Annotated in this window: 18 protein-coding genes; 9 read left to right on the forward strand and 9 right to left on the reverse strand. The window is 59.0% G+C overall.

What is annotated here, in order from left to right:
* Positions 1–153: 153 nt before the first annotated feature.
* Entirely contained in the window at positions 154–492 is a 339-nt protein-coding gene (locus tag OHL21_RS09745) for a cupin domain-containing protein (protein WP_263417075.1), read from the forward strand.
* Here OHL21_RS09745 and OHL21_RS09750 read toward each other — a convergent pair.
* Positions 483–1,094 carry a TetR/AcrR family transcriptional regulator gene (locus OHL21_RS09750; protein WP_263417076.1) on the reverse strand — a complete coding sequence of 204 codons (612 nt, stop codon included), beginning with the start codon at positions 1,092–1,094 and terminating at the stop codon, positions 483–485. The genes OHL21_RS09745 and OHL21_RS09750 overlap by 10 nt on opposite strands.
* Positions 1,095–1,161: 67 nt before the next feature.
* On the opposite strand from OHL21_RS09750, the gene OHL21_RS09755 reads away from it, so the two are divergent.
* Positions 1,162–2,850, forward strand: a complete 1,689-nt coding sequence (locus tag OHL21_RS09755) for a DHA2 family efflux MFS transporter permease subunit (RefSeq protein WP_263417077.1) — start codon at positions 1,162–1,164, stop codon at positions 2,848–2,850.
* A 332-nt stretch (positions 2,851–3,182) separates the two neighbouring features.
* Here the strand turns inward: OHL21_RS09755 and ligA are convergent, their stop codons facing one another.
* On the reverse strand, positions 3,183–5,294 hold the full coding sequence (ligA, locus tag OHL21_RS09760; protein ID WP_263417078.1) for an NAD-dependent DNA ligase LigA: 2,112 nt from the start codon (positions 5,292–5,294) through the stop codon (positions 3,183–3,185).
* Positions 5,295–5,387: 93 nt separating this feature from the next.
* Here ligA and OHL21_RS09765 point away from each other — a divergent pair, with 93 nt between their 5' ends.
* A complete protein-coding gene (locus OHL21_RS09765) occupies positions 5,388–6,134 on the forward strand; it encodes a YIP1 family protein (protein WP_263417079.1) in 747 nt (248 codons plus the stop codon).
* A 252-nt stretch (positions 6,135–6,386) separates the two neighbouring features.
* Here OHL21_RS09765 and fabF read toward each other — a convergent pair whose 3' ends face one another.
* From fabF to OHL21_RS09780, 3 genes are all read right to left on the reverse strand, one after another.
* Positions 6,387–7,637 (reverse strand): beta-ketoacyl-ACP synthase II, encoded by a 1,251-nt coding sequence (gene fabF, locus OHL21_RS09770; protein WP_263417080.1) that lies wholly within the window; start codon positions 7,635–7,637, stop codon positions 6,387–6,389.
* 13 nt (positions 7,638–7,650) lie between these two features.
* On the reverse strand, positions 7,651–7,890 hold the full coding sequence (locus OHL21_RS09775) for an acyl carrier protein (protein WP_147646572.1): 240 nt from the start codon (positions 7,888–7,890) through the stop codon (positions 7,651–7,653).
* A 155-nt stretch (positions 7,891–8,045) separates the two neighbouring features.
* A complete protein-coding gene (locus OHL21_RS09780; RefSeq protein ID WP_263417081.1) occupies positions 8,046–9,482 on the reverse strand; it encodes a DNA recombination protein RmuC in 1,437 nt (478 codons plus the stop codon).
* A gap of 138 nt (positions 9,483–9,620) precedes the next feature.
* On the opposite strand from OHL21_RS09780, the gene OHL21_RS09785 reads away from it, so the two are divergent.
* Positions 9,621–10,184 (forward strand): DNA-3-methyladenine glycosylase I, encoded by a 564-nt coding sequence (locus OHL21_RS09785; RefSeq protein WP_263417082.1) that lies wholly within the window; start codon positions 9,621–9,623, stop codon positions 10,182–10,184.
* Positions 10,185–10,412: 228 nt separating this feature from the next.
* Here OHL21_RS09785 and folP read toward each other — a convergent pair whose 3' ends face one another.
* The gene (gene folP / locus OHL21_RS09790; RefSeq protein ID WP_263417083.1) at positions 10,413–11,240 is read right to left on the reverse strand and encodes a dihydropteroate synthase; all 828 of its coding nucleotides are present in this window, start codon (positions 11,238–11,240) and stop codon (positions 10,413–10,415) included.
* A gap of 24 nt (positions 11,241–11,264) precedes the next feature.
* Between folP and dacB the strand changes: the two genes are divergently transcribed.
* Complete coding sequence (gene dacB, locus OHL21_RS09795) at positions 11,265–12,869, forward strand: D-alanyl-D-alanine carboxypeptidase/D-alanyl-D-alanine endopeptidase (protein ID WP_263417084.1); 1,605 nt, start codon at positions 11,265–11,267, stop codon at positions 12,867–12,869.
* Between the two features lie 306 nt (positions 12,870–13,175).
* Entirely contained in the window at positions 13,176–14,837 is a 1,662-nt protein-coding gene (locus OHL21_RS09800; RefSeq protein WP_263417085.1) for a M28 family peptidase, read from the forward strand.
* 345 nt (positions 14,838–15,182) lie between these two features.
* On the opposite strand, the gene pheS is transcribed toward OHL21_RS09800, so the two are convergent.
* Both pheS and OHL21_RS09810 read right to left on the reverse strand, forming a co-directional pair.
* Positions 15,183–16,262: a phenylalanine--tRNA ligase subunit alpha gene (gene pheS / locus OHL21_RS09805; RefSeq protein WP_263417086.1), complete on the reverse strand. Its 1,080-nt coding sequence runs from the start codon at positions 16,260–16,262 to the stop codon at positions 15,183–15,185.
* Positions 16,263–16,351: 89 nt separating this feature from the next.
* On the reverse strand, positions 16,352–17,818 hold the full coding sequence (locus tag OHL21_RS09810) for a UbiA family prenyltransferase (RefSeq protein WP_263417087.1): 1,467 nt from the start codon (positions 17,816–17,818) through the stop codon (positions 16,352–16,354).
* A 232-nt stretch (positions 17,819–18,050) separates the two neighbouring features.
* On the opposite strand from OHL21_RS09810, the gene OHL21_RS09815 reads away from it, so the two are divergent.
* The 3 genes from OHL21_RS09815 (at position 18,051) to OHL21_RS09825 (ending at position 26,157) form a co-directional block, all read left to right on the forward strand.
* Positions 18,051–19,646, forward strand: a complete 1,596-nt coding sequence (locus OHL21_RS09815; protein WP_263417088.1) for an MdtA/MuxA family multidrug efflux RND transporter periplasmic adaptor subunit — start codon at positions 18,051–18,053, stop codon at positions 19,644–19,646.
* Complete coding sequence (locus OHL21_RS09820; protein WP_263417089.1) at positions 19,643–22,765, forward strand: multidrug efflux RND transporter permease subunit; 3,123 nt, start codon at positions 19,643–19,645, stop codon at positions 22,763–22,765. The genes OHL21_RS09815 and OHL21_RS09820 overlap by 4 nt, the downstream gene beginning before the upstream one ends.
* Positions 22,766–22,854: 89 nt before the next feature.
* On the forward strand, positions 22,855–26,157 hold the full coding sequence (locus OHL21_RS09825; RefSeq protein ID WP_263417090.1) for an efflux RND transporter permease subunit: 3,303 nt from the start codon (positions 22,855–22,857) through the stop codon (positions 26,155–26,157).
* A 30-nt stretch (positions 26,158–26,187) separates the two neighbouring features.
* Here OHL21_RS09825 and OHL21_RS09830 read toward each other — a convergent pair whose 3' ends face one another.
* Positions 26,188–26,562 carry a four helix bundle protein gene (locus OHL21_RS09830; protein ID WP_263417091.1) on the reverse strand — a complete coding sequence of 125 codons (375 nt, stop codon included), beginning with the start codon at positions 26,560–26,562 and terminating at the stop codon, positions 26,188–26,190.
* Between the last annotated feature and the right edge of the window lie 60 nt (positions 26,563–26,622).

Raw genomic sequence — 26,622 nt, forward strand, 5'->3', positions numbered from 1 at the left:
CAGAAGCTCTGGTCCTCGAAACCCTCGCTCCCTGGACACTCATACGGTGCTCGCGCATCGAATAGTGGTGTACGCTCGTTTTACCCCTTGACACAGTCTTCTTCCTTATCGAGGGGCACCCGGCTATAAGCAGCGAACATACAAAGATCACGTATGCTGAAAGCCATGAGCGATGTGGTGCACCGCAACAACGACCAGATGACCAACCCTGAGCCTGGCCTGAAGCGCCAGGTGATGAGCTATACGCCGGAGATGATGTTGGTCCGGCACACCATGGAGCCTGGATGGGTTGGGGCGGCGCACTCGCATCCGCATCAGCAACTGGTCTTCGTCGTCACTGGGCACATCGTGCTCACTACACCCGACGGCGATCACACGCTGCGCGCGGGTGACAGCATCATCGTGCCGGGGGATGCCGTGCATCAGGCCCGGGCGTTTGAGGCCAGCGAGGTGCTGGACGTCTTCACGCCGTACCGCGAAGACTATGCCTGATTGCGCAGGCCGATAGCAGGCAGCACCAGCGCAAGCAGGATTGCTGTGTCCTGTTCCGGAGTGCTGTCAGCCTCGCCGTAGAGGCGGCGTTCATTCATGCCGCGCAGCATGTCCATGACGGCCCAGCCGATCGGCTCGAAGTCTCGTGCGGGAATCTCACCGGCTTTGACGCCGTCTTCGAAGATGCCCGCGAGCTCTCGGACTGTTGCCTGCAGCAGAGTGTGGGTCTGTTTCCGATGGGTGCGTTCGCGGCCGAGTGTCACCAGCATGCGGTAGACATTTGGCTGGGTCTCCCAGAAGCTCATACGGATCTGCAACAGGACACGCAGGCGGTTCGCAGTTCCGGTTACCCCTTCCAATGCCTCCCGGATGCGCTCACGCTGTTCCTCGATGGCCTGCAGAACTGCCGTCTCGTAGATCTCCTCCTTGGAGGAGAAGTAAAGGTAAAGCGTCCCTTTGGCGACCCTGGCCTTTTCGGCGACGTCGTCCATGCGGGTCTCCGCGAACCCTTTCTTGCCAAAGAGCTTCAGGGCGGCATCCAGGATCTCGGAGCGACGGAAGTCCGTTAAAACCTGGCGGCGGGATTTTTGTCTGACGGACACTCAAGCCAAGCTAACATAATGAATCCCGGCAGGCTTTTATCTCTCTAATGACTAGTTAGTCATTTTTATGACCAGTCAGTCTTCCATGCTCGACGCCGAAGAAGAGCTCAGCCGGTCGGCGCCGGAGTTCGAGCCTGGCATTCCGCTGGAGACCGAAGCGGAGAAGCCGTCTGTCAGCGTTCCGCAGTTCAATCCCCCGTCTTTTAATCCCTGGATCATTGCGCTGGTCGTGACCATGGGCACCTTCATGGAGGTGCTCGATACCTCCATCGCCAACGTTGCCCTGCCGCACATCGCCGGCTCGCTCTCCGCCTCGCAGGACGAGAGCACCTGGGTACTGACGACGTATCTCGTGGCCAATGCCATCATCCTTCCCATCAGCGGCTGGATCTCGTCTGTGCTGGGCCGGAGGAACTTCTATCTCGGCTCTGTGATTCTGTTTACTGCGTTCTCTGCAGCCTGCGGATTGGCGCCTACGCTGGGGATGCTGGTGATCTTCCGCGTTCTGCAGGGACTCGCCGGTGGTGGCCTGCAGCCCTCCGTGCAGGCCATCCTGGCCGATACCTTTCCGGGCAACAAGCGCGGTATGGCGATGGCTGTTTATACCGTCGCCATCCTCTGCGCTCCGGTGCTTGGCCCAACGCTCGGCGGATGGATCACCGACAACTACTCGTGGCGCTGGATCTTCTACATCAACATACCTGTCGGCATTGCCTGTGCGTTCTTTACCCGTATCGTGCTGCACGATCCGCCGCATCTGACGGCTGCGCGCAAGGCGCAGAAGGGCAAGCCGCTTCAGGTGGACTTCGGCGGCCTGGCGCTGATCTCTATCGGTCTGGGCGCGCTGGAGATCGTTCTCGACAAGGGGCAAGAGCTCGACTGGTTCGGTTCTACCTTCATCACCTGGAGCAGCATCATTGCCGTTGGATGTCTGCTCGGCGCCATCCTATGGGAGCTGCATGTCGATAAGCCGGTGGTGAATCTGCGTCTGCTGCGCGAACGCAACTTCGCTATCTGCTGCACTATCGTCTTGGCGCTCTATACCGCGCTGTATGCAACGACCTTTCTTCTGCCGCAGTTCATGCAGCAACTGTTGGGCTACGACGCGACGACAGCCGGTATTGCCGTCTCACCTGCTGGGCTGGTAACCATGGCGGAGGTCCCGCTGGTCGGCTTTCTGTTGAGCCGGGGAACAGATGCGAGGCGCATGATCGCGATGGGCATTGCCATGATCACGCTGGGAACCTGGTGGCTCTCGCACGGCAATCTGGATGTGGCTATGAGTGACCTGATATGGCCGCGTATTGTGCAGGTAATGGGCGTGGGCCTCACGACGGTGCCGCTCAGCACTATCATGTTCCGATTCCTGCCTGGTGACCAGACCAGCAATGCCGCGGGGATCTATGCCCTGGTGCGTAATGAAGGCGGAAGCATCGGCATTGCGATCTCGAGTACGTTCCTGCAGCGCATGGCGCAGACGCATCAAGCCTATCTGGGTGCGAATATCAGCGCCAGTAACGTGGCTGCGATGCAGGCCGCGCATGCGTTGGGCGGAGCGGTAGGTGGCGCTACGCCTGATACCAGTTACGCCGGCCTGGCTCTGGTTTATCACCAACTGCAGCGGCAGGCAGAGCTGCTGGCGTATATGGATCAATACAAGCTGTTTGCCTATGTGCTGCTTGGCGTGTTGCCTCTGGTGCTGTTGTTGAAGCGTCCGCCGAAGCATATCGGTAAGGTGGAGTTGGATGCGCACTAAGATGTGTGGATCGTACGGGGGTATTCGGTAGAGAAGAAATCTGTTTGGCTATCGATTCGCGGGAGGCCGCGAAGAATCGGAGTATCGCGCTACGCGCGATTGCCTTGCTTAAGGGCACGGCTTCAGCCGTGCCGAACTAGCCGAAAGATTTTTGCGGCTTTAGCCGCTGAGGTACGCGACCTGAATGATTGACCTCAGCGGCTAAAGCCGCGTTCTCTGTTGATGTCATTACGGGACGGCTGAAGCCGTCCCCTTAAGCAAGGCATTCGCGCGTTGCGCGAACGAAAAACAAATTATCCGCAACCTAAAACAAGACGGGTCGAGCCGGACGCTCATTGACCAAACATGGCGAGAAGGGCGGCTTCGTCGATCACCTTCACGCCGAGCTCGTTGGCCTTGTCCAGTTTCGACCCCGCCTCATCTCCCGCGACGACATAGGTTGTTTTCTTGCTGACCGAGCCTGAGACTTTTCCTCCGGCTGCTTCAATCATCGACTTCGCATCCTCGCGCTTGAGCGTGGGCAGTGTTCCGGTGAGTACGAAGGTCATGCCTTCGAGCTGCGAGGTTTTCTGCCGCTTCACCGCCGTAAAGCTGAAGCCGAGTTCATGCAGACGCTTTACGAGCTGCCGGTTCTTTGGGCCCTCAAAGAACTCATGAATGGCTGCGGCGACCTTTGGGCCGATCTCCGGTACCCGCTGCAGCTCTTCTTCCGTGGCATCCATCAGCGCCTGCATGGCTTGGTAGTCCTGTCCGCGTGAGGCGAACTCTTCCGCCAGCAGTTGTGCCGTGCGCTCGCCGACATGACGAATTCCAAGACCCAGAAGGACACGCCACAGCGGATTCTTCTTTGACCGCTCGATCTCATCCAGAAGCGTCTGCGCCGACTTCTTGCCAATACGTTCGAGCGTGAGTAACTGGTCCATCGTCAACGTGTACAGATCGGCGACGGAATGGATGAGTGCCTTACGCGCGACAGGTTCCGCGGCTTCTTCTTCGCCCTCCGACGGAGCAATCTCTGCCTGCCCAAGAAGTTGTGCGACGAGCGCATCTCCCAGTCCTTCGATATTCATTACGCCGCGCGATGCGAAGTGCAGCAGCTCTTCGCGCAGGCGCGCCGGGCAACTGGCATTGACGCAGCGCCAGTCCACCTCGCCTTCTTCGCGGACAACAGGCTCGCCGCAGACCGGGCAGTTCGTAGGGAATTCAATCTCCTCGGTTCCGCGCATACGGCTATCATCAACCTTCACGATCTTCGGAATCACATCGCCGCCGCGTTCGACCTGCACCCAGTCTCCGATGCGTACACCCAGCCGCTGGATCTCGTCGGCATTGTGTAGCGTTGCATTGCTTACTGTGGTGCCGCCGATGAAGACAGGCGTCAGACGTGCGACCGGAGTCAGCTTGCCGGTACGTCCTACCTGGAAGCCGACGCCCTTCAGCTGTGTCACACCTGCGCGGGCCGCGAACTTATACGCAATGGCCCACCGTGGAGCCTTGCCGGTAAATCCCAACCGTGCCTGCTGTGCGGTGGAGTTGACCTTTACGACGACACCATCGATCTCGTATCCGAGATCGTCGCGCTGAGCCTCGGCCTTTTGAATGAACTTCAGGACCGCATCGATGGTCTTCGCGGAGGAGCCATGCATGTTCACGCGGAAGCCCGCTGTCTTCAGAGCATCGAGTGTCTCCTGCTGACCGGCTAGAAGTGTTTCGCCATCACGCAACAGGAAGTAAGCGTAGAAGTCGAGCCGGCGTTGCGCGACGATGTTCGGTTCCAGTGTGCGTATGGTTCCGGCGGCCGCGTTGCGCGGGTTCGCTTTGACTGGCAGACCCGCGGCAGCGGCTTCTTCGTTCATCTTCTGGAAGGCAGCCTGCGGCATCACCACTTCACCACGGACTTCGAACTCCTGCGGCATGCCGGCTTTCTTCAGCTTCGCCGCAGAGACGGCAAGGGGCACGCTGCGGATGGTGCGGACATTGGTGGTGACATCTTCACCGGTGGTGCCGTCTCCGCGTGTAAGCCCGCGCTGCAGTACAGAGGCGCCGTTTGCACCTGCGCCATAGTGCAGCGCGAGAGAAAGGCCATCCAGTTTCAGCTCGCAGACGAACTCAACTGTCTCTCCTGCAGGCAGCGCGGCATGCACACGGTCGGCCCATGCGCGCAGCTCCGCCTCGTTGTAGGCGTTGTCGAGTGAGAGCATGGAGCGCGAGTGCGCCACTTTGGCAAAGCCCTCTTTCGGGCGGCCGCCGACCCGCTGGGTTGGAGAGTCGGGCGTAATCAGCTCCGGATGCTCCGCCTCCAAGGCCTTCAACTGGTTCATCAGCGTGTCGTACTCAGCGTCCGAGATCTCAGGGGAGTCCTCGACGTAGTACAGGTACTCGTGGTGACGGAGGGTCTCGCGTAGTGATTCAATCTTGGCTTCGATCTGGGATTCAACACTCATGCCATTCGCATGATAGAACGGCCGCTCATCGAAATTCTTGTCCGCTTGACCAACGTTTCATCCTACAATCGCTTCGCACAGGGGGAGACGTTGATGACCAAAGCTGAAGTAACCTCCACGGAGCCGGCACTCACGCAGGTTCAGAGGGTGATCTACACCTTTACCGCTCCGTCCAAGACCTTTACCGACATTCTTCATCACAGCCGCAACGTGTTGTTGCCCATTCTGCTCATCATCGTGGGCTCCTACATCTTTACCTTCAGTGCTGCTAAGCGCGTCGGCTATGAGGGCCTGGCTGAAAGCGCCATCAAGGCCAATCCGAAGATGGAAGAAAGGGTCCAGGGCATGACAGCCGAACAGGTGGCGACGCTCCAGAAGCAGCAAGCGATCGGCATGAAGATCACCGTCTATTCCTTTCCGGTGGTGTTTGTCATCTTCGGTGCGCTGTATGCGCTGCTCTTCTGGGGAACGTTGAACTTCGGCTTCGGAGGGGAGGCCACCTACGGAGGGCTCTTCGCTGTGGTGCTGTATAGCTTTCTTGTCGGTCTCGGGAAATTTCTCTTGGCCGCATTGATGTTGTGGGTCACCGATCCACCGGAGATCTTTACTTTCCAGGATCCTGTCGGCACCAACCTCGGCTATTACCTCGATCGCCACAGCGGCCCACTCTATGCATTACTGACATCGATCGATATCTTCGAGATCTGGGAGTTCATCGTTCTTGGAATCGGCTGTGCCATTGTTGCGAAGCTGACGATCCGCAAAGGCATGATTGCGGTCTTCATCTGGTGGACGCTGTTTACGATTCTGAAGATCGGCTTCGCCGCCGCATTCAGTTGAGGCTTGGAGACAGAGTCGTCACAGAATCGTGCCCCATCCATTTGCGTAGCAATGGGTGGGATATTTGACCCCACATCGGATGACAAGCAAAGCAGTTCGAGCTTCGCTCGAATGTCCCACTCACGCTACGCGTGAATAGGGCACCCAATGTATGGGGATTTGCAAAGCACCAGTCACCTTCGAGTGATGGAACTCTACAAAAGCCAAAGCCGCGAGATCACTCTCGCGGCTTTGGCTTTCACTCTATGAAAGCTACTCAGACCACTTCTTGAAGACCAGCGAACCATTGGTTCCGCCGAATCCGAAGGAGTTCGACAGGGCATAGTCGATCTCCACGGGCTGCGGCTTTCCGGGAACGTAGTTCAGCTTGCACTCCGGATCGACATTTTCCAGGTTCATCGTCGGCGGAGCCATGCTCTTCTGCATCGCCATGATGGTGATGCCTGCCTCCAGGCCGCCGGCGCCGCCCAGAAGGTGGCCCGTCATCGACTTGGTGGAGCTGACCAGCAGCTTGTGGCTCAGCGCATACTCGCCGAAGAGGTTCTCGATACCCTTGGACTCGAGGGCATCACCCAGCGGCGTGCTGGTGGCGTGTGCGTTCAGGTAGGCAACCTGCTCGGGTTTGATGCCTGCCCACTTCAGCGCATTCGCCATGGCGCGGTAGCAACCTTCGCCCTCGGGAGCCATACCGGTCATGTGGTAGGCGTCCGAACTCATGCCGTAGCCGACGATCTCTGCAAGGATCGTCGCTCCGCGCTTCTTGGCGAACTCCAGCTCTTCCAGGATCAGGATGCCCGCGCCTTCACCCACCACAAAGCCGTCGCGGTCCTTATCCCAGGGCCGGCAGGCATGTGTCGGGTCGTCGTTGCGGGTGGAGAGAGCCTTCATCGCTGCAAAGCCGCCTACGCCCATAGGCGTAATGGCTGCCTCGGCGCCGCCGGCGATCATCGCGTCGGCATCGCCGCGCTCGATGATGCGGTATGCGTCGCCGATGGAATGCGCGCTGGTGGTGCAGGCCGTGGCAGTGGCTTCATTCGGGCCTTTGGCTCCAAAACGGATGGAGACATGTCCCGCGGCCAGGTTCACGATGGAAGCCGGGATGAAGAAGGGCGAGATCTTGCGTGGACCGCCCTGCATCAGGTTGGTGTGTTCACGTTCAATGACATCGAAACCGCCGATGCCCGAGCCGATATGCACGCCGACCATCTCGGCGTTCTCCGGGGTGACTTTCAACCCACTCTGTTGCATCGCCTCCTCTGCGGCGGCGATGGCAAAGTGGATAAAGCGGCCCATCTTACGGGCCTCTTTCTTATCGATGAACTTGTATGGATCGAAATCCTTGACCTCGGCGGCAAAGCGGACGGGGTGGCCTTCCAGAGGAAATGCCGTAATCTCCGCCATACCGCTCTTGCCGGCCATCAGTCCGTCCCAAACCTCTGCGGCGGTGTTACCGACACCGCAGATCAGGCCCAGGCCTGTTACAACGACGCGACGCTTTTCCACGTGATTCCTTTGGTTACTTCTTCGAGTGGGACTCGATGTACTCGATCGCGTCCTTTACGGTCTTGATCTTCTCGGCGTCCTCATCCGGAATCTGGATGTCGAAGGCTTCCTCAAACTGCATGACCAGCTCGACGACGTCCAGGGAGTCGGCGCCCAGGTCTTCCTGGAAGCTCGCACCGGGGGTCACCTCGGCCTCGTCTACCTGAAGCTGCTCCACAATGATTGATTTCACCTTTTCTGAAACATCTGCCATGAGTTGAGTCTCCTGTCTCTTTTCCCTCTATGAATCTCGGTACAGCAAAAAAACTGATGCGTCTGCGACCGTACGCGGCCAGTTTCCGCGAAATCTTAGGATACGAAACGCCCTGTTGAGTGTAAAACAACCGGGTGCAAAGGAAAACGAACGGGTTAAAACGGTTCCTCTTCCGATGCGGCCAGCAGGGGAGTAATGTTCCCCAATTCCGGGAATGGAATCGCGTCTCCGTCGCCCAGGTTCCCTGCATCCATCTCGACATCCCGTAAGGTCCGGTTGATGGCCCGGGTACGGACATTCAGGCTTTCGATGGTGTTCTGCACCGTGCTGACCTGCTTTTCCATCTTTGACATCAGGTCGCCGAACTTGCTGAATTCGCTGCGCGTCTTCGAGAGCACCTTCCAGACGTCGTCGCCTTTTTCCTGGATGGCGAGCATGCGGAAGCCCATCTGGAAGCTGGTGAGAATGGCTGATAATGTGCTCGGACCGGCGATGGTGACGTTGCACCTGGACTGGATCTCCGCCTGCAGGCCGTCGCGGCGCATTACCTCGGCGTAGAGGCCCTCTGTCGGCAGGAACATGATGGCGTGCGGCGTGGTTACTGGCGGCTGGATGTATTTGTCGCAGATTCGTTTGCCTTCGGTCCGGATGGCAGCCTCAAAGGCGCGGCCGGCGGTGTGAACCTCTTCCGGATTGCCGCGTTCGTAGGCTGCTTCCAGGCGTTCCCAGTCCTCGCGGGGGAACTTGGCGTCGATCGGCAGCAGCGTTTCGCCCTGAGGGCTGGGGAAACGGACGGCGTACTCCACCACTTCCAGGCTGTTCGCCTTGACGCGGGCATTCTGCAGGTACTGGCTGGGAGCCAGCATCTGCTCCAGAAGCATGCCGAGCTGGACCTCGGCGAAGCCGCCGCGCGACTTCACGTTGGTAAAGATACGGCTCAGGTCGTCGACGCCTTCGGAGAGCTTGGACATCTCGCCCAGCCCGGCGTGCACCTTGGTCAACTGGTCCGTTACCTGCCCAAAGCTCTCGGTCAGGCGTGTCTGCAGGGTGGCATGCAGCTTCTCGTCGACGGTCTGCCGCATCTCTTCCAATTTGGCAGCGTTGTCGCGGTTCAGCTTTTCCAGATGCTGGGTGTTGCTCGCGCTCAGATCGTTCAGCTTGGAATTCAGGCTCTCGCGCAGGGTGGTGGCCTGCTGGTGCTGCGCTTCGGCGAACTGGCCAAGCCGGTTCTGCAGGAAGTCCATCTGCAGGTTCATTGCCTTCTGCAGGTCCACTGCGGAGCTCTTGTTATCGGCGCGGAAGCTGTCCAGGCCGCCAGTGAGGACAGTGCTGAGCTTGGAGATGCTGTCTGTCACCTCGGTACGCAGCTCGCTGGCGGCTTTGGCATTGGCCTCCAGGATGCGTAGGGTGGCCTCCTGGGCTTCTCGCCGGGCATCGCTGAAGCCATTGCGCAGGCCTGCCTCCAGAGTGTCGGTCTTCGTCTCCAGGCGGAGCATCTGCTCGGGGTCGACGGCGGGACCCTGTTTGCGGAGCAGTAGCGCCAGTACCAGTAACAACGTCAAGCCTTCCAGCGCCGCCAGAGCAATCAGCATTTCGTTTTTCCTTCGCCTTCAGGCTACCATTATTTCGGCGGTAAATCCTTATGAGGAAAGCTGAATCCGGATGAGGAAATCGGGGCAGAAACCCGGAAGATACCCCCATTTCCGGGGTGTGGGAGATAAGGGAGGGACATGTCTGAGAAAGGACGCTTGAATAAGGTACGTTGTTCGTGGGCCGGTTCCGACCCGCTGATGCAGGAGTATCACGATAAGGAGTGGGGCCGACCGGAGCGCGATAGCCGCGCCATGTGGGAGTGCCTGATGCTGGAGGGCTTTCAGGCGGGCCTCTCCTGGCAGACCATTCTTCGCCGACGTGAGGGTTTCCGGCGTGCCTTCAAGAATTTCGATCCGGTAAAGGTGGCGAAGTTCACAGAGAAGGACATTCAGCGCCTGATGCAGGACGAGGGGATTATCCGTGCCCGCGCCAAGATCGTCGCCACGATTGAAGGCGCGAAGATCTTTCTGGCGATGGAAAAGAACGGAGAAGACTTCGGGAAGTACTACTGGAATCTCGCCGGAGGAAAGCCGACGGTTAACCGCACCGGTCATGTTCCGGCGCAGACACCCACTTCGGAGCTGATCTCAAAGGATCTTCGCAAGCGGGGATTCAAGTTCGTCGGGCCTGTGATTGTGTACGCATGGATGCAGGCGATTGGTATGGTCGACGACCACGCTGCCCAGTGTTTCCGGGCTTAGCCCTTTGAATCAGGCAAGACGGGGTGGCCCAGGTCCGGGGTCCCCAGCGAACGAGCTCGCTGGGGTGGTGTCCCTCGGGGACCTGGGCGGCATTCAAGCGAAGCTCGAATAGTTTTTCGCTTGTCAGTGTGTGTACCGGCGATCTTGAGATTTGAGGTTTGGAAAGTAAAGGCCGGGCCCATGTCCCCGAGGGACGTGGGCACCTAGAGCATGGCCTCCATGATCTTCTTAGGTTCCATTCAGGATTCGGTCTACCACGCGTGCTCCCTGTAGGGCTGCTTTGACATCGTGGGCACGAATCACATGCGCGCCGGTAAGAAGTGCAGCCGTATGCATTGCCACTGTCGCGAACTCCCGGTCTCGTACTTCGCCACCAAGAAATCCTTTTCGTGACGCGCCGACCATAATCGGCAGCCCAAGCTCTTTTAGTTGGTCCAGTCCTGCCATCAATGTAAAGTTCTCTTCTCCACGTTTTCCGAAACCGAAGCCGGGATCGACGATCAAGTGCTCGCGCCTAATACCGCTCTCGTAGATACGCTGCCGTAGCTCGCGGACGACGGTTGGCACTATCTCGGTCATCGGCGGCAGCGTTGCCCATTCTGACGGTTTGCCGCGGGTGTGCATGAGGACGACGCCGCAGCCCAGCGCACGGCAGGTCGATGACATCTCCGGATCCCACAGCAGGCCGGAGACATCATTCACAATCTCCGCTCCGGCTTCGATGGCCAATCGTGCGGTGGAAGCGCGATAGGTATCCACGCTTACAATTGCTCCGGCCTTCGTCAGCGCCTCGATTACGGAAAGAACACGGCTCTGTTCTTCTTGACCGCTGACCTCACCCGCGCCTCCGGGCCGTGTTGATTCGCCGCCCACGTCAAGGATGTCCGCGCCCTCGTCCAGCAGCCGCTGGCCATGCGCTACCGGATCATAGTGACCTCCATCGCTGAAGGAGTCAGGTGTGGCGTTGACGATGCCCATGACCAGCGTGCGCTCACCGAGTGATAGCCGGCGCGAGCGCAGTTGCCAGGGAAAACGATCTCTTCGTGCAAAGCCCATCGATGCCGATGCTACACTCCGCCCATGCCATTGAACCGTCCGGTCCTCCACATCCGGCAGCTTTGTGTTGCTGTGACTCTGATTGCTGTCAGCCTGCCTGGATTTGCTGCCGGCAAAAAAGCATCGCGCAAACCATCGCTGGCGCAGCAGGTCACGGCCATCCTTGCCGATCCTGCTGTCAGCCGCGCGCATTGGGGAGTCTATGTCTCCACCCTCGATGGCCAGCCGGTCTATGGACTGAATGACGGACAGTACTTCGTCCCCGCCTCGAATAACAAGGTCTTCACCACTGCCACGGCGATTGCATTACTTGGCCCGCAGAAGAGTTTCACGACACGCATTACCGCGGAAGGAATCTATGCAACGCCCGCAGCGCTGGCCGGTAATCTGGTGCTGGTCGGTGGTGGTGATCCGAACCTCTCCGGTCGCAGCTTCCCGTATCTCTCTCCTTCACAGCGTCCGAAGCCGGCGCCGCCCGCGGCTAATCCCCTGCAGTACCTGACGCAGATGGCCGATCAGGTCGCGGCAAGCGGATTGAAGGTGATCAATGGCGATATTGTCGGTGATGACACGCTCTTTCCGTGGGACCCGTATCCGGAGGACTGGGCGATCGATGACACGGTCGGTGATGACGGGTCACCGGTCAGCGCGTTGACCATCAACGATAACCGCATCGATGTCACCATCACGCCGGCGACTGATCCAGGTAAGCCTGCGGCGGCAAGCTTTCTGCCTGCGGTGCCGTATTACTCGCTGGAACTGCACATCACCACCGGAGCTCCGGGGTCAGCGACACGGATCGCCTCCGAGCGAGACCTCGGTTCCAGGACAGTGCGGCTGAGTGGAACCATTGCGTCTGACGCAAAACCCTATATCGAGTCACTGGCGATTCACGATCCGGCGGAGTTCGCCGCGCTCGCTCTGAAGCATCTTCTCGAAGCTCGCGGTGTCGAAGTAACGGGCAAGGCTGTTGCGCGTCATCGCTTGCCGGTATCTCCTGCGCCGAAGAACTTTCTCACCGCTTCGCATGAGCCGCTGATGCTGGGTGCGCCAAAACCCGATGCCATGCCCTCGGGCAAGATACTGGCAAGCCATACCTCAGTCCCTTTGATCGATGCACTGCTGTGGACCAACAAGATCTCGCAGAATCTGCATGCCGAACTCTTCCTGCATCATCTCGGGGCGGCGTACGGCGAGGAAGGCTCCACGGTTGAGGGGGCGCGTGTGATCCGGAGCTTCGTGACCACGCGCGCGGGTGTCGATCCGGATGACTTCGTGCTCTTCGACGGCAGCGGCCTCTCCGGGCACGACCTGATTACGCCACGGGCGCTCGGCAAATTACTGAGCTACGCGGCTACACAGCTGTGGTTCGCCGATTGGAAGAAGACGCTGCCGATCGGTGGTGAGGATGGCACTCTGGCTGCGCGTTTTCCGAATGCGCCGATGAAGGATCATCTCTACGCCAAGACAGGAACCCTCTCGGAAGCGCGAGCACTATCGGGATACCTCGATACCGCCAGCGGCAAGACGCTGGTCTTTTCGGTGATGGTCAGCACGCACTACCCGCGCACCAATGCCGACCGGGACGCGATGGATAAGATCGTCACGGCGATTGCTGCCGCAAATTAGGAGTCGAACTTGTCGAGAAATGGGTGGGAGCAGCGGGCTTCAGCCCGCTGATAAAGACATGTAGAACATGGGCTTTTTAGCCTGGGTCGTTTTGATCCTCAAGCAAACTTTCCAGGGCTAAAAGCCGAGTTCTTCTGGATCGCATAGACCGTGGGGCTGAAAGCCCACGGCTCCCACAGGTTTCCGATTGGAGTTATGCGGTCTTCAGCCAATCCGCATACTTCATCCTTCCAGGATCGCGTCGCCGATGGGCACGAGGCTCTGGGCATTGTATAAACTCGAATTCTTACGGAGAAACGTCTGCCCATGAAGCAAGCGCTCGCCCTCTCACTCCTTGCCGGAACGCTGGCTGCCCAAACTGCAACCACCAAGCCATTGCCGCCCGCGGTCGAAGCTGCGGAAAATGCTGTCTCGGCTGACTCGATTCGTGCCTTCGATCAGTTCCTGTCGGATGACTTGCTAGAGGGCCGTTATCCCGGGCAGCGCGGCGGCGAGCTGGCTGCGAAGTTTATTGCGACACAGTTTGCCAGCTATGGTCTTCGTCCCGGCGGCGACAATGGCACCTACTTTCAGCAGGTTGATTTCACCAGTGTTAAGTCCGATCCGGCGAAGACGACCTTTACGCTTGTCCCAAAATCCGGTGCTCCGATGCCGCTGCGCTTTGCAGAGGACTTTGTTGTCTTCAACTCGAAGCTGGAGCCGGAGGCAGCCATCGATGCACCTATCGTCTGGGTGGGCTACGGTATCACCGCGCCTGAGTACAAGTGGGACGACTATAAGGGCGTAGACGTAAAGGGCAAGGTCATTCTCTGCATCGTCAACGATCCGCCTTCGGATGATCCGAAGTTCTTCGGCGGCAAGGGGATGACTTACTATGGCCGCTGGACCTACAAGTTCGAACACGCTGCGGAGATGGGCGCCATTGGAGCGCTGATCATTCATCGCACCGACCTGGCAAGCTACGGATGGGACGTCGTCCGCAACTCCAATACCTCTGAGAAGACTTTTCTGACGCAGGACAAAGATCCGAAGCTTGCGGCGGCGTCGTGGATTCAGCTCGATATCGCGAAGAAGCTTTTTGCGTCAGCCGGCACAACGCTGGACGCTGAGTTCGCTGCCGCGGCCAAGCCGGGCTTCCAGGCGCGTGAGCTGCCGGTCTCGTTGAAGGCGACGGTGGTGAGCTCTGTCCGCCACTTCCAGTCACCGAATGTAATCGGCATCTATCCCGGAGTGTTGCGCACGGCCCAGGACCAGGCGGTCGTCTACTCGGCGCATTACGACCATCTGGGTGTAAAGGCCGACGCGAAACCCGGTGAGGACGCAATCTTCAACGGCGCCGCGGATAACGGCACGGGGACGGCTATGCTGCTGGAGATTGCGCGTGCTGTCACGTCATCCAAGGTGTTGCCACCGCACTCGGTGGTCTTCGCTGCGGTTACGGCCGAGGAGCAGGGTCTTCTGGGATCGCTGTATCTGGCCCAGCATCCACCGATCCCGCTTGGGCAGATCAACCTGAATCTGAATTTCGATGAGATTCTGCCCTTGGGCACTGGTTCGGAACTGCATGCCGGCGGTGTGCAGCGCACCAGCTTCTATCCCACGATGGAGGCGGTTGGAAAGAAGTTCGGCTACAGCATCCCGGCTCCTCGTCCGGATGTGAGCGGAGGATACTACCGTTCCGATCACTTCTCTTTCGCGCATGCAGGTGTTCCGGCCTTTTCGCTTGGTCAGGGTGGAACGTATAAGGGACATGACAAGGACTGGGGACGGAAGCAGAGCGAGCTCTTCAATCAGAACGACTATCACAATGTGAGTGATAACTTCCGTCCTGAGTGGGACTTCAGCGGGTTGGCGAACTTGTGCCGGCTTGGGATTGAGCTGGGGTATGTATCGCTGACGCAGCCGCCGATTACGTGGAATCCGGGAGATGAGTTTGAGGCGGCGCGGAAGCAGAGCGTGGGGAAATGAATGATTGAAGAAATGAATGATTGAATGAGGTTTGCTGGTTACTGGCTTCGGAGAAGGTGGTAGAGAAGCGGATTTCTCCGCTTCCCTTCACCTCAGCCAGCGAAGCTGGCCAGGGACCCCGGTCGCTGCGAAATGACAAACAAAGGCGGTTCGAGCTAAGCGCTCGAATGTCCCACCCATCGCGATGCGATGGATGGGGCACCCTGTGTGGTGGAGGGTCGAAAAGCAGGTCCTTCGCTATGCTCAGGATGACAAGCAAAAGCGATTGATGGAAGAAGAAAGGCCCGGATTCCCGGGCCTTTCCACGATTCAACTATTCAACAAATCAACCATTCAACCAGTTCGCTACGCGAACTGCTCCAGAAAACGCATGTCGCCGGAGTAGAACTGGCCGATGTCGCCTACCCCGTAGAGCATCATCGCGATACGTTCCACGCCCATGCCGAAGGCGAAGCCTGATAACTTCTTCGGGTCGTAGTTGACGAAGCCGAAGACGGCGGGGTCGACCATCCCGCAGCCAAGCAGCTCGATCCAGCCGGAGTACTTGCACTTGCGGCAGCCCTTCTGGCCGCAGAATGGGCAACTGATCTGCACGTCAGCGCTGGGTTCGGTAAACGGGAAGAACGAGGGGAAGAAACGCGTCTTCACCTCTGAGCCGAAGAGCGCCTTCATGGCGTGGTCCAGTGTTCCCTTCAGATCGCTGAAGGTGATGTTGGTGTCGACGCAGAGACCCTCTACCTGATGGAAAACGGGCGAATGGGTGGCGTCGGCGGCATCGTTGCGGTGCACCTTGCCGGGGATCACGATGCGGAGGGGCGGCTGCTGCTTCTCCATGGTACGAATCTGCACCGGGGATGTATGGGTGCGCATGAGCAGCCGCTCGCGCAGCGGCTTGCCTTCCTGATCGGCGATTACGAGGGTGTCCTGGGTATCTCGAGCCGGGTGATTTGGAGGGAAGTTCAGGCTTTCGAAGTTGTAGAAGTCGGTTTCGACCTCCGGACCGGTGCCGACGGAGTAGCCCATTGCCTTGAAGACGCCGACGATCTGCTGCATTGTCTTGACCAACGGATGTTCTACACCGACGCGAGGGGAGATGCCTGGCAAAGAGATATCGAGGGAAGCTGTTTTTTTGTCACTGCCGACGGTTGAGCCGCCTTCAAGAGCTGCCTCGATCTCCTGTTTCAGCTGATTGAAGCGCATTCCCAGCGCCTTCTTTGCCTCGACGGGAGCGGTCTTCAGCCATGCATCGCTTACCAGCTTCAGCCGGCCCTGTTTGCGGCCCAGCCACTCGAGGCGGAAGTTCTCCACGGCTTCGGGAGAGGCAAGGGTGGCCGCCCCGCGGCGCACCTCGTCCAGCAGGCCGGTGAAGGCCTGGTCCAGCGCAGTTTCGCTGTAGTCGTTCAGTTGCGGAATCAAATCACTCATACGCCGTATATCAGGATAAATGGGCGGGCCTGGGCGAATGAATGATTGAAGAATTGAATGATTGAATAAGGTTTGTGGGAACCCGCCTGTTAGAGCGGAATGACTGCGGAGAGGACGACGATCAGCATGAGGCCGCCCAAGATCAGGCTGCGCCTGTCTTCCAGGGCGTAGACTACCGGATCTTCGTCCAGGTCACCGCGGGAGGCCACCATCCAGAGTCTGCTGATCCACAGGATGATGATCGGAATCAGTAGCCACAGGCGGGTGAGGTGCGGATACAGGTTCTGCGCGGTGAGTGAGTTGAGATAGAGCGCCAGCACCACCACGGCCGCATATCCGCTGGCCGAGCCGAAGGTGCGCAACTGTTCCAGATCGCTAACCCGGTAGCCACGTCCGGCGGCATTGTCTTTTTCGCGGGCCCGCAGGTTCTCCAGCTCCGCAAACCGCTTGGCGAAGGCCAGGGAAAGGAAGAAAAAGATGCTGAAGGCGCCTAGCCAGGTGGTGACGGGAATCCCGGTCGATACCGAGCCGACGACGATGCGCAGGGTGTAAAGCATGGACAGGATGATGACATCCACCAGCATCATGCGCTTCAGCCGGAAACTGTAGCTGAGTGTCATGGCGGCGTAGATGGCGAGCCACAGAAGGAACTTATGGGGCTGCGCCAACCAGGCGTGGCCCGGAACGGCGTGGAAGAGATACGGGAGCGCCACTCCCAGCAGCACGGAGATCGCCAGGAAACTGGCGACAATTCCGAAGCCGGCGCCTACGCTCAGATCGGCTGCCGCAAAAGGCCGTAGACGTTTGCGCGGATGCCTGCGGTCGACCTCTAAGTCCAATAGATCGTTGATGATGTAGGTTGCCGAGGCGCAAAAACTGAAGCTCAGGAAGGCGACCGTAGCGCCGACGACTGTGTTCCAGCGGATCTGGTGCGCCAACAACAGGGGCAGGTAGATCAGGACGTTCTTGGCCCACTGGTGGATACGGATGGCCTTGAGAAAGGCCTTCAGCGGCGGTTTCTTGTCGTCGAAGACCCGCACCGGGACGGTACCGGAGCGCTTCATCGCGACTTTCAGGCGGCCGTGTGGATTGGCGACCATTGGCGTCTGGCACGCGGCCAGGAGCTTGGCGTCGGGCAGTGCGTTGCCGATGTAACAGAAGCCTTCAGGGAACATCTGCTGAAAGGCTGCGAGCTTATTTTTCCCGGCCAGATTAATCTTGCCATCGCTGGCCAAAACACCATCAAAGATACCCAAGTGGCCGGCCACACGGTCGGCGAGAGCCTTCTCGGCGGCGGTAGCGAGGTAGATCTTTCGTCCGTTGGCTTTCTCTTCGCGCAGGTACTGCAGCAGTGCGTGATTGTAGGGAAGGTGCGCAGCATCAAGCATCACGACTGAGGTGACATTCCGCTTGAAGGCGGCTTTGCCCTGGCGCAGCCAGCCGAAGGTTTTCAGAATGCTCGCGGGCGACTGCCGCAGCATGACCATCAGAGCGTCGTGCAGTGTATCGCTTTTTACGAGCGTTCCATCCAGATCGACACAAAGTGGTACGTCCACTCGCTGGGTTGGAGCGTCTATCGTTTGAAGTTCTACTGGCAAGATCACCGCCCTAGGCTATGGCTCGATTATAAATTCGCGTCGGATTTGAGAAACCTTCTGCGCGGGTTGTTCGTATTTTCAAGTACGCTTGCACTAGCCCTCAGGACAAATTTCGTATCTCTGTCCGGGGAGATTACCACCCTAACGTTTCAACGACATTCACATCATCCGGAATAGATTTCAAAAGGTCATGACGACTGTACAGAAGCCCGAGCACGAATCGACGCCGGCGCGGCCCGCGCCCGGACACCATGAGGCACTGCCTGCGCACGAGGAGCATAAAAAGGGCAGCGTTCTCCGCAAGATCATCATCATTCTGGTGATTGCCGTCTTTGTCGGCTTCTGTGTCTGGAAGATCGTGGATAACCGCAAGAATGCGGCGACGCAGGGCGCCGGCCCCGGTGGACCGGGCGGCGGGCGTGGAGGCTTTGGCGGACCTGTTGCGGTGGCTGCTGCTCCGGTACAGCAGCGCACCATGCCGATCTATTACACGGCGCTGGGAACAGTCACGGCCTATAACACGGTGACCATCCGTTCGCGTGTCGACGGACAGTTGCTGCGGGTGTATGTGACGGAAGGCCAGCAGGTGAAGCAGGGCCAGCCGTTGATGCTGATCGATCCTGCTCCGTATGAGGCCGCATTGGCTGTGGCTGAGGGAAATCTGGCCCGTGACCAGGCAACGGCTACGAATGCGCGCCAGCAGGCGACGCGGTATGACCAGTTGTATGCCTCCGGTGTTGTCAGCCGTGAGCAGGCGCAGGCGCAGGAGGCTGCTGCCGGACAGGCTGATGGAGCCGTCAAGGCCGACCAGGCACAGATTCAGACCGCGAAGGTGAATCTGAGCTATACGCGGATCAACTCGCCGATCAATGGTGTTGTGGGTCTGCGCCAGGTGGATCCCGGCAACATTGTCTCGGCAGGTTCTACGACCGGTCTTATTGTCATTACCCAGATGCACCCCATCAGCGTGATCTTCACGCTGCCCGAAGATCAGTTGCCCGAGGTGCTCAAGCGCACGCGTTCCGGGCAGAAGCTGCCGGTAGAAGCCTATGACCGTTCCAATACGACTCTGCTGTCCAAGGGCACGCTGCTGACCACCGACAACCAGATCGACACCACTACCGGCACGGCCAAGCTGAAGGCTGTCTTCGATAACAACGACAACACCCTGTTCCCGAACCAGTTTGTGAATACCCGCCTGGTGCTCGAGAACCGCCCGAATGCGATCGTGATTCCCACGGCGGCGGTACAGAGCGGAACGCAGGGCAGCTTTGTGTATGTCGTCAAGGATGGCAATCCTCCGGCCAGTGCTGATGGCGAGGGACCAGGCCAAGGTGGAGGCCAGGGACGTCAGGGAGCCGGCGGCGGGCGTCGTGGACAGGGTAGCGCGCAGGGGCAGGGCGCGTCGGGCCAGGGAGGACAAACTCAGGGCGCGCAGCAGGGACCGCCACACTATGTCGAGATGAGGCCCATCAAGATCGAAGCAACGGAGGGAACGCTGGATATCATCTCCAGTGGCTTGCAGCCGGGTGAGATGGTCGTGACTGACGGCGCCGAGCGGCTGCGCACCAACGCGCGCGTCACGATGCGTCCCGCGAATCCGATGACAGGCAGCGCCATTCTGGGCGATGGCCAGGGTGGTGGCGGCGGCCGTCGCGGCCAGGGAGGAGCCAAAGGGCCTGGAGCTCCGGGCTCGACCGCACCGGCAAGCGATAACTCCGGGCAAGGCCGTGGCAGCAGCAGCCGTCCTCGTGGACAGCGTCCCCAGGGAGGTGAACAACCATGAGTCCGTCAAGGCCGTTTATTCTCCGGCCAGTGGCCACCTCGCTGTTGATGGTGGCCATTCTTCTTGCCGGAGCGGTTGCCTACCTGCAGTTGCCGGTCTCGGCGCTGCCCCAGGTGGACTACCCGACCATCCAGACGCTTACGTTCTATCCGGGAGCCAGCCCGGAGGTGATGACCCAGTCGGTCACCGGTCCCCTGGAGCGCCAGTTCGGCCAGATTCCCGGCCTGACGCAGATGACCTCCATCTCCTCGGGCGGCGGATCGGTCATTACGCTGCAGTTCAACCTGAATGAGTCGATCGATATCGCTCAACAGGACGTTCAGGCAGCCATCAACGCAGCCGGTTCTTATCTGCCGAAAGACCTCCCAAACCCTCCGATCTATTCGAAGGTCAATCCCGCGGATGCGCCCATTCTGACGCTGGCGCTCAGCTCCAGTTCCCTGCCGCTCGCGAAGGTGGAAGATCTGGCTGACACGATCATGGCGCAGAAGATCTCGCAGCTGTCGGGCGTGGGTCTTGTCAGCATCAACGGCGGTCAGAAGCCGGCTGTGCGTATCCAGGCAAATCCAACGGCGCTGGCCAGCTACGGCATGTCGCTGGAAGATGTCCGCACAGCGCTGGCGTCGGCAAACGTCGATCAACCCAAGGGAAGCATCTCGGGAGCCCGGCAGGCCTTTACGATCGGTGCGAACGATCAGCTTACCGCCGCGGCTGACTACAGTAAGGTGATCGTTGCTTACCGGAATGGATCCCCGGTTCGGCTGTCGGATGTCGCCAACGCGGTGGACTCGGCGGAGAACCTGTACCAGGCGGCATGGTGGAACGAGGACCCGGCGGTCATCGTCAATATCCAGCGGCAGCCGGGCGCGAACATCATCTCAGTCGTCGACTCCGTAAAGGCGCTGTTGCCGCGCCTGCGCGAAACGCTGCCGAACACGGTCCGTATCGATGTGCTCACCGACCGGACGAATACGATCCGGGCATCGGTCAAGGACGTGCAGTTTGAGCTGATGCTGACCATTGCGCTGGTCGTTCTGGTCATCTTCCTCTTCCTGCGATCGTGGCGCGCCACCATCATTCCCTCGGTAGCTGTGCCGCTCTCGATCGTGGGCACTTTCGGCGTGATGTATCTGTTGGGCTATTCACTCAACAACCTTTCGCTGATGGCGCTGACCATCTCTACGGGGTTCGTGGTTGATGATGCCATCGTCATGGTGGAGAACATCGATCGCTATCTGGAGATGGGCGACTCGCCGCTGGATGCGGCGTTGAAGGGCTCAGAACAGATTGGCTTCACCATTGTGTCGTTGACCATCTCGCTGATCGCCGTGCTGATCCCGCTGCTCTTCATGGGAGACATCGTCGGCCGTCTATTCCGCGAGTTCGCGGTGACGCTGGCTGTGACGATCCTGGTCTCCGCGGTGATCTCACTGACGCTGACGCCGATGATGGCGGCCAAGTTGCTGAAGCATCTTCCAGAATCGGAGAAGGGCTGGTTCTACCGTAAGAGCGAAGAGTTCTTCAACTACGTGATTGAGAAGTACGCCGTGGGCGTGCGCTGGGTGCTTCGCAACCAGACGTTAACCCTGTTGGTGACGCTTGCTACGTTTGTTACCACCGTACTGCTGTATATCTACGTGCCCAAGGGCTTCTTTCCGGTGCAGGACACCGGCGTGATCCTGGGAATTACGCAGGGGCCGGAAGACACCAGCTTCACTGCCATGGCTGCAAAGCAGAAGGCACTGGCGTCAGTGATCCTGAGGAATCCGAATATTGAGAATGTCTCTTCATTCATCGGAATCGATGGCACGAATATGACCATCAACTCAGGACGCGTGCAGATCACGCTGAAGGATCGCGAAGAGCGTAGTAAGACCGCGAGCGAGATTATCCGCGATCTGGAGCCTGAGCTGGCTAAGGTGGAAGGGATCAAGATCTACCTGCAGCCCTCGCAGGATCTGACGGTGGAGGATCGCGTCAGCGCATTGCAGTATCAGTTGTCCGTGGAAGACGCGGACCCGGTCGAGCTGCAGAACTGGGTGGATCAGATCATCGAGAAGATGCGCTCCCTGCCTGAGGTGACGGCAGTGACCAGCGATCAGCATCCCAACGGCCTGGGCGCGCACCTGGTGATCGATCGTGATACGGCGTCGCGCCTCGGCATTACGCCGCAGAACATCGATGACACGCTGGACGATGCCTTCGGCCAGCGGCAGATCTCAACGATCTATACGCAGATCAATCAGTACCATGTGGTGTTGGAGGCGGGACCCAGGTTTCAACGGACTCCGGACTCGCTTGACCATATCTATGTGAAGAGCTCGAACGGAACACAGGTGCCGTTGTCGACGTTCACGCACTTCGAAGAGAGGAAGGCTCCGCTCTCCATCAATCATCAGAGCCAGTTTCCATCGGCGACGATCTCCTTCAACATCCGGCCTGATAAGAGCATTGGCGATGCGGTGGATTCGATCACGAAGGCGCTGAAGGAGATGAATATTCCCCTCAGCGTGAATACAGAGTTCCAGGGAACGGCGCGCAGTTTCCAGGCATCGCTGTCGAACGAGCCAATCCTGATCCTGGCCGCGCTCATTGTGGTGTACATCGTTCTGGGTGTGTTGTACGAAAGCTATATCCACCCCATCACGATTCTCTCGACGCTGCCTTCGGCGGGTGTGGGCGCCATTCTGGCGTTGATCATCGTCCGCGATTCGCTGAACGTGATTGCGTTGATCGGCATCATCCTGCTGATCGGCATCGTGAAGAAGAACGCCATCATGATGATCGACTTTGCGCTGGAAGCCGAACGTGAGCACGGCAAAACGCCGGAGGAGTCGATCTACCAGGCGTGCCTGCTGCGCTTCCGTCCCATCATGATGACGACGATGGCGGCATTGCTCGGCGGCGTTCCTCTGGCCATGGGTACGGGTACGGGTTCTGAGCTGCGGCGTCCCCTGGGTATCACGATCATCGGCGGCCTGATCGTCTCGCAGGTGCTCACGCTTTACACAACGCCGGTGGTCTATCTGTTCTTTGACCGTATTGGACGCAGGTACTTCAAGACGGAGGACGCCGATCGCAGGCTGCGTGAGCACGAACACGTGGTATCGGCGGACTGACGGAAGTTTGACCGTGGAGGCGTCTGCCCCGACAGGCAGGCGCCTCTGAAAAAAGATTTGGAAACAGGCAGCAGGTAAGTACTTCGCCTATGCATATCTCAGCACCATTCATCAAACGGCCGGTAGCCACCTTCCTGCTCTCGATCGCTATTCTTATGGCGGGGGCGGTGGCGTACAAGTTCCTACCGGTAGCTGCTCTGCCGCAGGTCGAGTTTCCGACGATCTCGGTCAATGCCGGCATTCCCGGATCTGATCCGGAGACCACTGCGTCAGCGATTACGACACCCCTTGAGCGTCAGTTTTCGCGCATTGCCGGTATTACGCAGATGACCTCCGTCTCCGGTACGGGGACAGCGAGCATCATCCTGCAGTTCGATCTCTCCCGTGATATCAACGGCGCCGCCCGTGACGTCCAGGCAGCCATCAATGCGGCGCGTGCCCAGCTTCCGGCGAATCTCCCGCAGAACCCCAGCTACCGCAAGATCAATCCGGCGGATGCGCCGATTCTGATGCTGGCGCTGACATCCGAGTCAATGACGTCGGCACAGCTCTATGACGTTGCCGATTCCATCCTGTCGCAGAAGATTGCCCAGGTACCGGGTGTCGGTCAGGTATTTGCCGGTGGTTCTGCCAAGCCCGCTGTTCGCATTGAGGCGAATCCCCGTCAGCTCTCCGCCTACGGTATCGGTCTGGAGGCGTTGCGGACCGCGATCGGTCAGATCAATGTTTTGCAGCCAACTGGCTATCTGCAGGATGACGAACACCGCTGGGAGGTTTCGACCTCGGACCAGCTCTTTGGCGCAGCGGCGTATGCTCCGCTGATCATCGCGACTGATCGTGGCAATGTATCGAGCGCGGCGGCATCGACGGGGCTGCCTTCGTCGGTCGCGGCGGTTAGTACGACGACCAGCACGACGACGAACACAGCGAATGGTCCGGCGAATAATGCCAACCGCACTCCGGTGGCGGCATCGAATCAGTCCACCAGTGCCGCGGCGAACGCGCATGGCATTGTGCGTATTCGGGATGTAGCGACGGTCTATGACGGGGTTGAGAACATCCAGACTGGCGGCTTCGTCGATGGTAAGCCGGCCATTCTGATGCAGGTCTTCAAATCGCCGGGGGCCAACGTCATCGACACGGTGGATCGTGTTCTGGCACTGTTGCCGACGCTGCGCGCAACTATTCCTCCGGCGGTCACGCTGCAGGTGGCGATGGACCGCACCACAACGATCCGCGCTTCGGTCAACGATATTACCCGCACCCTGGTGTTGACGATCTGCCTGGTGGTGCTGGTTGTCTTCTTCTTCCTGCGCGAGGTGCGCTCGACGCTGATTCCATCGGTGTCGGTACCGCTGTCACTGATGGGCACCTTTGGCGTGATGTATCTGCTGGGGTATTCGCTCGACAACCTCTCGCTGATGGCGCTGACGATCTCGACCGGATTTGTGGTGGATGATGCCATTGTGGTGATCGAGAACATCTCGCGTCACCTGGAGGCCGGCATGCAGCCATTCGAGGCGGCGATGCTGGGGTCGGAAGAGATCGGCTTTACGGTGCTCTCGATGAGCATCTCGCTGATTGCGGTGTTTATCCCGATCCTGCTGATGGGCGGCATCGTCGGACGCCTGTTCCGCGAGTTTGCGGTGACGCTCTCGGTAGCGATTCTGATGTCGCTGGTGGTCTCGTTGACGACAACGCCGATGCTCTCGGCGAAGTTCCTAAAGGCGCATGACCAGCAGAAACATGGCCGCTTCTATCTGTGGGGCGAGAAGTTCTTCAACTGGATGCTGAAGGAGTACGACCGGGGCCTGCGCTGGGTGATCCGGCACTGGGTGCTTACCTTCCTGATCACGGTCGGCACCTTCATCCTGAACATCTACCTGTTCATTCTGGTGCCCAAGGGCTTCTTCCCGCAGCAGGACACAGGCCGTGTCGGCGGCCAGATCCGCGCACAGCAGGACACGTCCTTTGAAGCGATGCGTCAGAAGATGATTACGCTTGCTGCCATTGTGCAGCGGGATCCCGCGGTGGAGCATGTGATGTCCTTCGTCGGCGGTGGTGGTCCCGGCGGTGGCGCCTTCAATACGGCCAATCTCTTTCTGGCGTTGAAGCCTTATGACGAGCGCATCAAGAATGGGGACACCGCTGATGTTGTCATCAATCGCCTGCGCCCGCGCCTGCAGGGAACGCCCGGAGCGCAGCTCTTCATGCAGTCGCAGCAGGAGTTGAACATCGGTGGACGGCAGTCGGCTGCGCAGTTCCAGTACACGGTTACGGCCGACACGGTAGCCGAGCTGAAGGAGTGGGGCCCCAAACTGCAGAATGCGATGGCGCGTCTTCCGGAGCTCCGTGACATCAATACCGATCAGCAGGACAACGGTCTGCGGTACCAACTGGTAATCGATCGCGATACGGCATCGAGGCTGGGGATTACGCCGTTGATGATCGACTCGACTCTGTCCGATGCCTTCGGCCAGCGCCAGGTCTCCACGACCTATCGCACCCTGAACCAGTACCACGTGGTGATGGAGGTTGCGCCGGAGTTCCAGACGGATCTCGACTCGCTGCGCCATATCTTCGTGAAGAGTACAAACGGAACCCAGGTTCCGCTCTCAGCTTTCTCGCACTTTGAGATGAACCGTGTCCCGCTGCAGGTTAATCACCAATCGCAACGTCCGGCGTCGACCATCTCCTTCAATCTGGGACCTGGCGTCTCGCTCTCCGACGCCACGAATGCCATTGAACGAGTCAAGAATCAGATCGGTCTGCCATCGACGGTCGTAGGCGGCTTCCAGGGCTCGGCACAGGCCTTCCAGTCCTCGCTCTCATCAGAGCCGATCCTCATTCTGCTTGCCATGACGACGGTCTACATCGTGCTGGGCATGTTGTATGAGAGCTTTATCCATCCGCTGACGATTCTTTCCACGCTGCCCTCCGCGGGCGTCGGCGCGCTGCTGGCGCTGCTGATCACGAACATGGAGCTCTCGGTCATTGCCATGATCGGTATGGTGCTGCTGATCGGCATCGTGAAGAAGAACGCCATCATGATGATTGATTTTGCGATTGCGGCCGAACGCGAACACGGTAAGGACTCCGAAGGCGCCATCTACGAGGCGTGCCTGCTGCGCTTCCGGCCGATCATGATGACGACGTTTGCCGCGTTGCTCGGCGGTCTGCCGCTGGCTCTGGGGACAGGCACCGGTTCCGAGTTGCGCAAGCCGCTGGGTGTCACCATCGTGGGCGGTCTGCTGGTGTCGCAGTGCCTGACGCTGTTCACGACGCCGGCGGTGTATCTCTTTTTCGATAAGCTGCGGAAGCGTCTTGCGAAGTTCTTCCCGAAGAAGGCCGCTGCTCCGGCGCATGTGCCGCATCCGGCGACAGGAGACTAAAGACAGTTGCTAGTTGCTAGTTCCTGGTTGCTAGTTGCCCGGACGCGGTGCTTTCAATAAGTAGGATTCCAAGGCCGTCAGCATTTTCCCAATCTCGCTTGAGAGCATGACACTTTCTTTTCGTAGAATCGAATTTCCGAAATCAAGGCGGTCGGCAAGAATGAGCTGTGTGTTCAGCTCATCGTTCGAACCTCGGGCAACAACGACGAACTGACGGAAATCCCGTCTGGTCGTCCGTCCCGATCCCTCAGCAATGTTGGACGCGATCGAGACACTTGCCCTTCGCATTTGAGCCGAAAGCCCGAAGACTTCCTCTCGTGGGAAGGTTTTGGTGAGTTTGTAGATAAGCTCCGCCAAGTCGATACTGCGTTGCCAGACCTTGAAGTCTCGATAGGATGTCGGCATTGCGCGATTGTATCCAGCCGTTGCTAAGCAAGAAAGGCCGGTCTCGATGACCGGCCTTTC

Origin of the sequence: Terriglobus albidus (assembly GCF_025685425.1) — a bacterium.
Classification (GTDB): domain Bacteria; phylum Acidobacteriota; class Terriglobia; order Terriglobales; family Acidobacteriaceae; genus Terriglobus; species Terriglobus albidus.

Bases quoted from the DNA above. Each gene is read 5' to 3' on its own strand.
- OHL21_RS09820 (WP_263417089.1), top strand. From the start codon at position 19,643: ATGAGTCCGTCAAGGCCGTTTATTCTCCGGCCAGTGGCCACCTCGCTG.
- OHL21_RS09775 (WP_147646572.1), bottom strand. From the start codon at position 7,890: ATGGCAGATGTTTCAGAAAAGGTGAAATCAATCATTGTGGAGCAGCTT.
- OHL21_RS09825 (WP_263417090.1), top strand. From the start codon at position 22,855: ATGCATATCTCAGCACCATTCATCAAACGGCCGGTAGCCACCTTCCTG.
- OHL21_RS09785 (WP_263417082.1), top strand. From the start codon at position 9,621: ATGTCTGAGAAAGGACGCTTGAATAAGGTACGTTGTTCGTGGGCCGGT.
- folP (WP_263417083.1), bottom strand. From the start codon at position 11,240: ATGGGCTTTGCACGAAGAGATCGTTTTCCCTGGCAACTGCGCTCGCGC.
- dacB (WP_263417084.1), top strand. From the start codon at position 11,265: ATGCCATTGAACCGTCCGGTCCTCCACATCCGGCAGCTTTGTGTTGCT.
- ligA (WP_263417078.1), bottom strand. From the start codon at position 5,294: ATGAGTGTTGAATCCCAGATCGAAGCCAAGATTGAATCACTACGCGAG.
- pheS (WP_263417086.1), bottom strand. From the start codon at position 16,262: ATGAGTGATTTGATTCCGCAACTGAACGACTACAGCGAAACTGCGCTG.
- OHL21_RS09830 (WP_263417091.1), bottom strand. From the start codon at position 26,562: ATGCCGACATCCTATCGAGACTTCAAGGTCTGGCAACGCAGTATCGAC.
- OHL21_RS09815 (WP_263417088.1), top strand. From the start codon at position 18,051: ATGACGACTGTACAGAAGCCCGAGCACGAATCGACGCCGGCGCGGCCC.
- OHL21_RS09745 (WP_263417075.1), top strand. From the start codon at position 154: ATGCTGAAAGCCATGAGCGATGTGGTGCACCGCAACAACGACCAGATG.
- OHL21_RS09800 (WP_263417085.1), top strand. From the start codon at position 13,176: ATGAAGCAAGCGCTCGCCCTCTCACTCCTTGCCGGAACGCTGGCTGCC.
- OHL21_RS09755 (WP_263417077.1), top strand. From the start codon at position 1,162: ATGACCAGTCAGTCTTCCATGCTCGACGCCGAAGAAGAGCTCAGCCGG.
- OHL21_RS09780 (WP_263417081.1), bottom strand. From the start codon at position 9,482: ATGCTGATTGCTCTGGCGGCGCTGGAAGGCTTGACGTTGTTACTGGTA.
- OHL21_RS09765 (WP_263417079.1), top strand. From the start codon at position 5,388: ATGACCAAAGCTGAAGTAACCTCCACGGAGCCGGCACTCACGCAGGTT.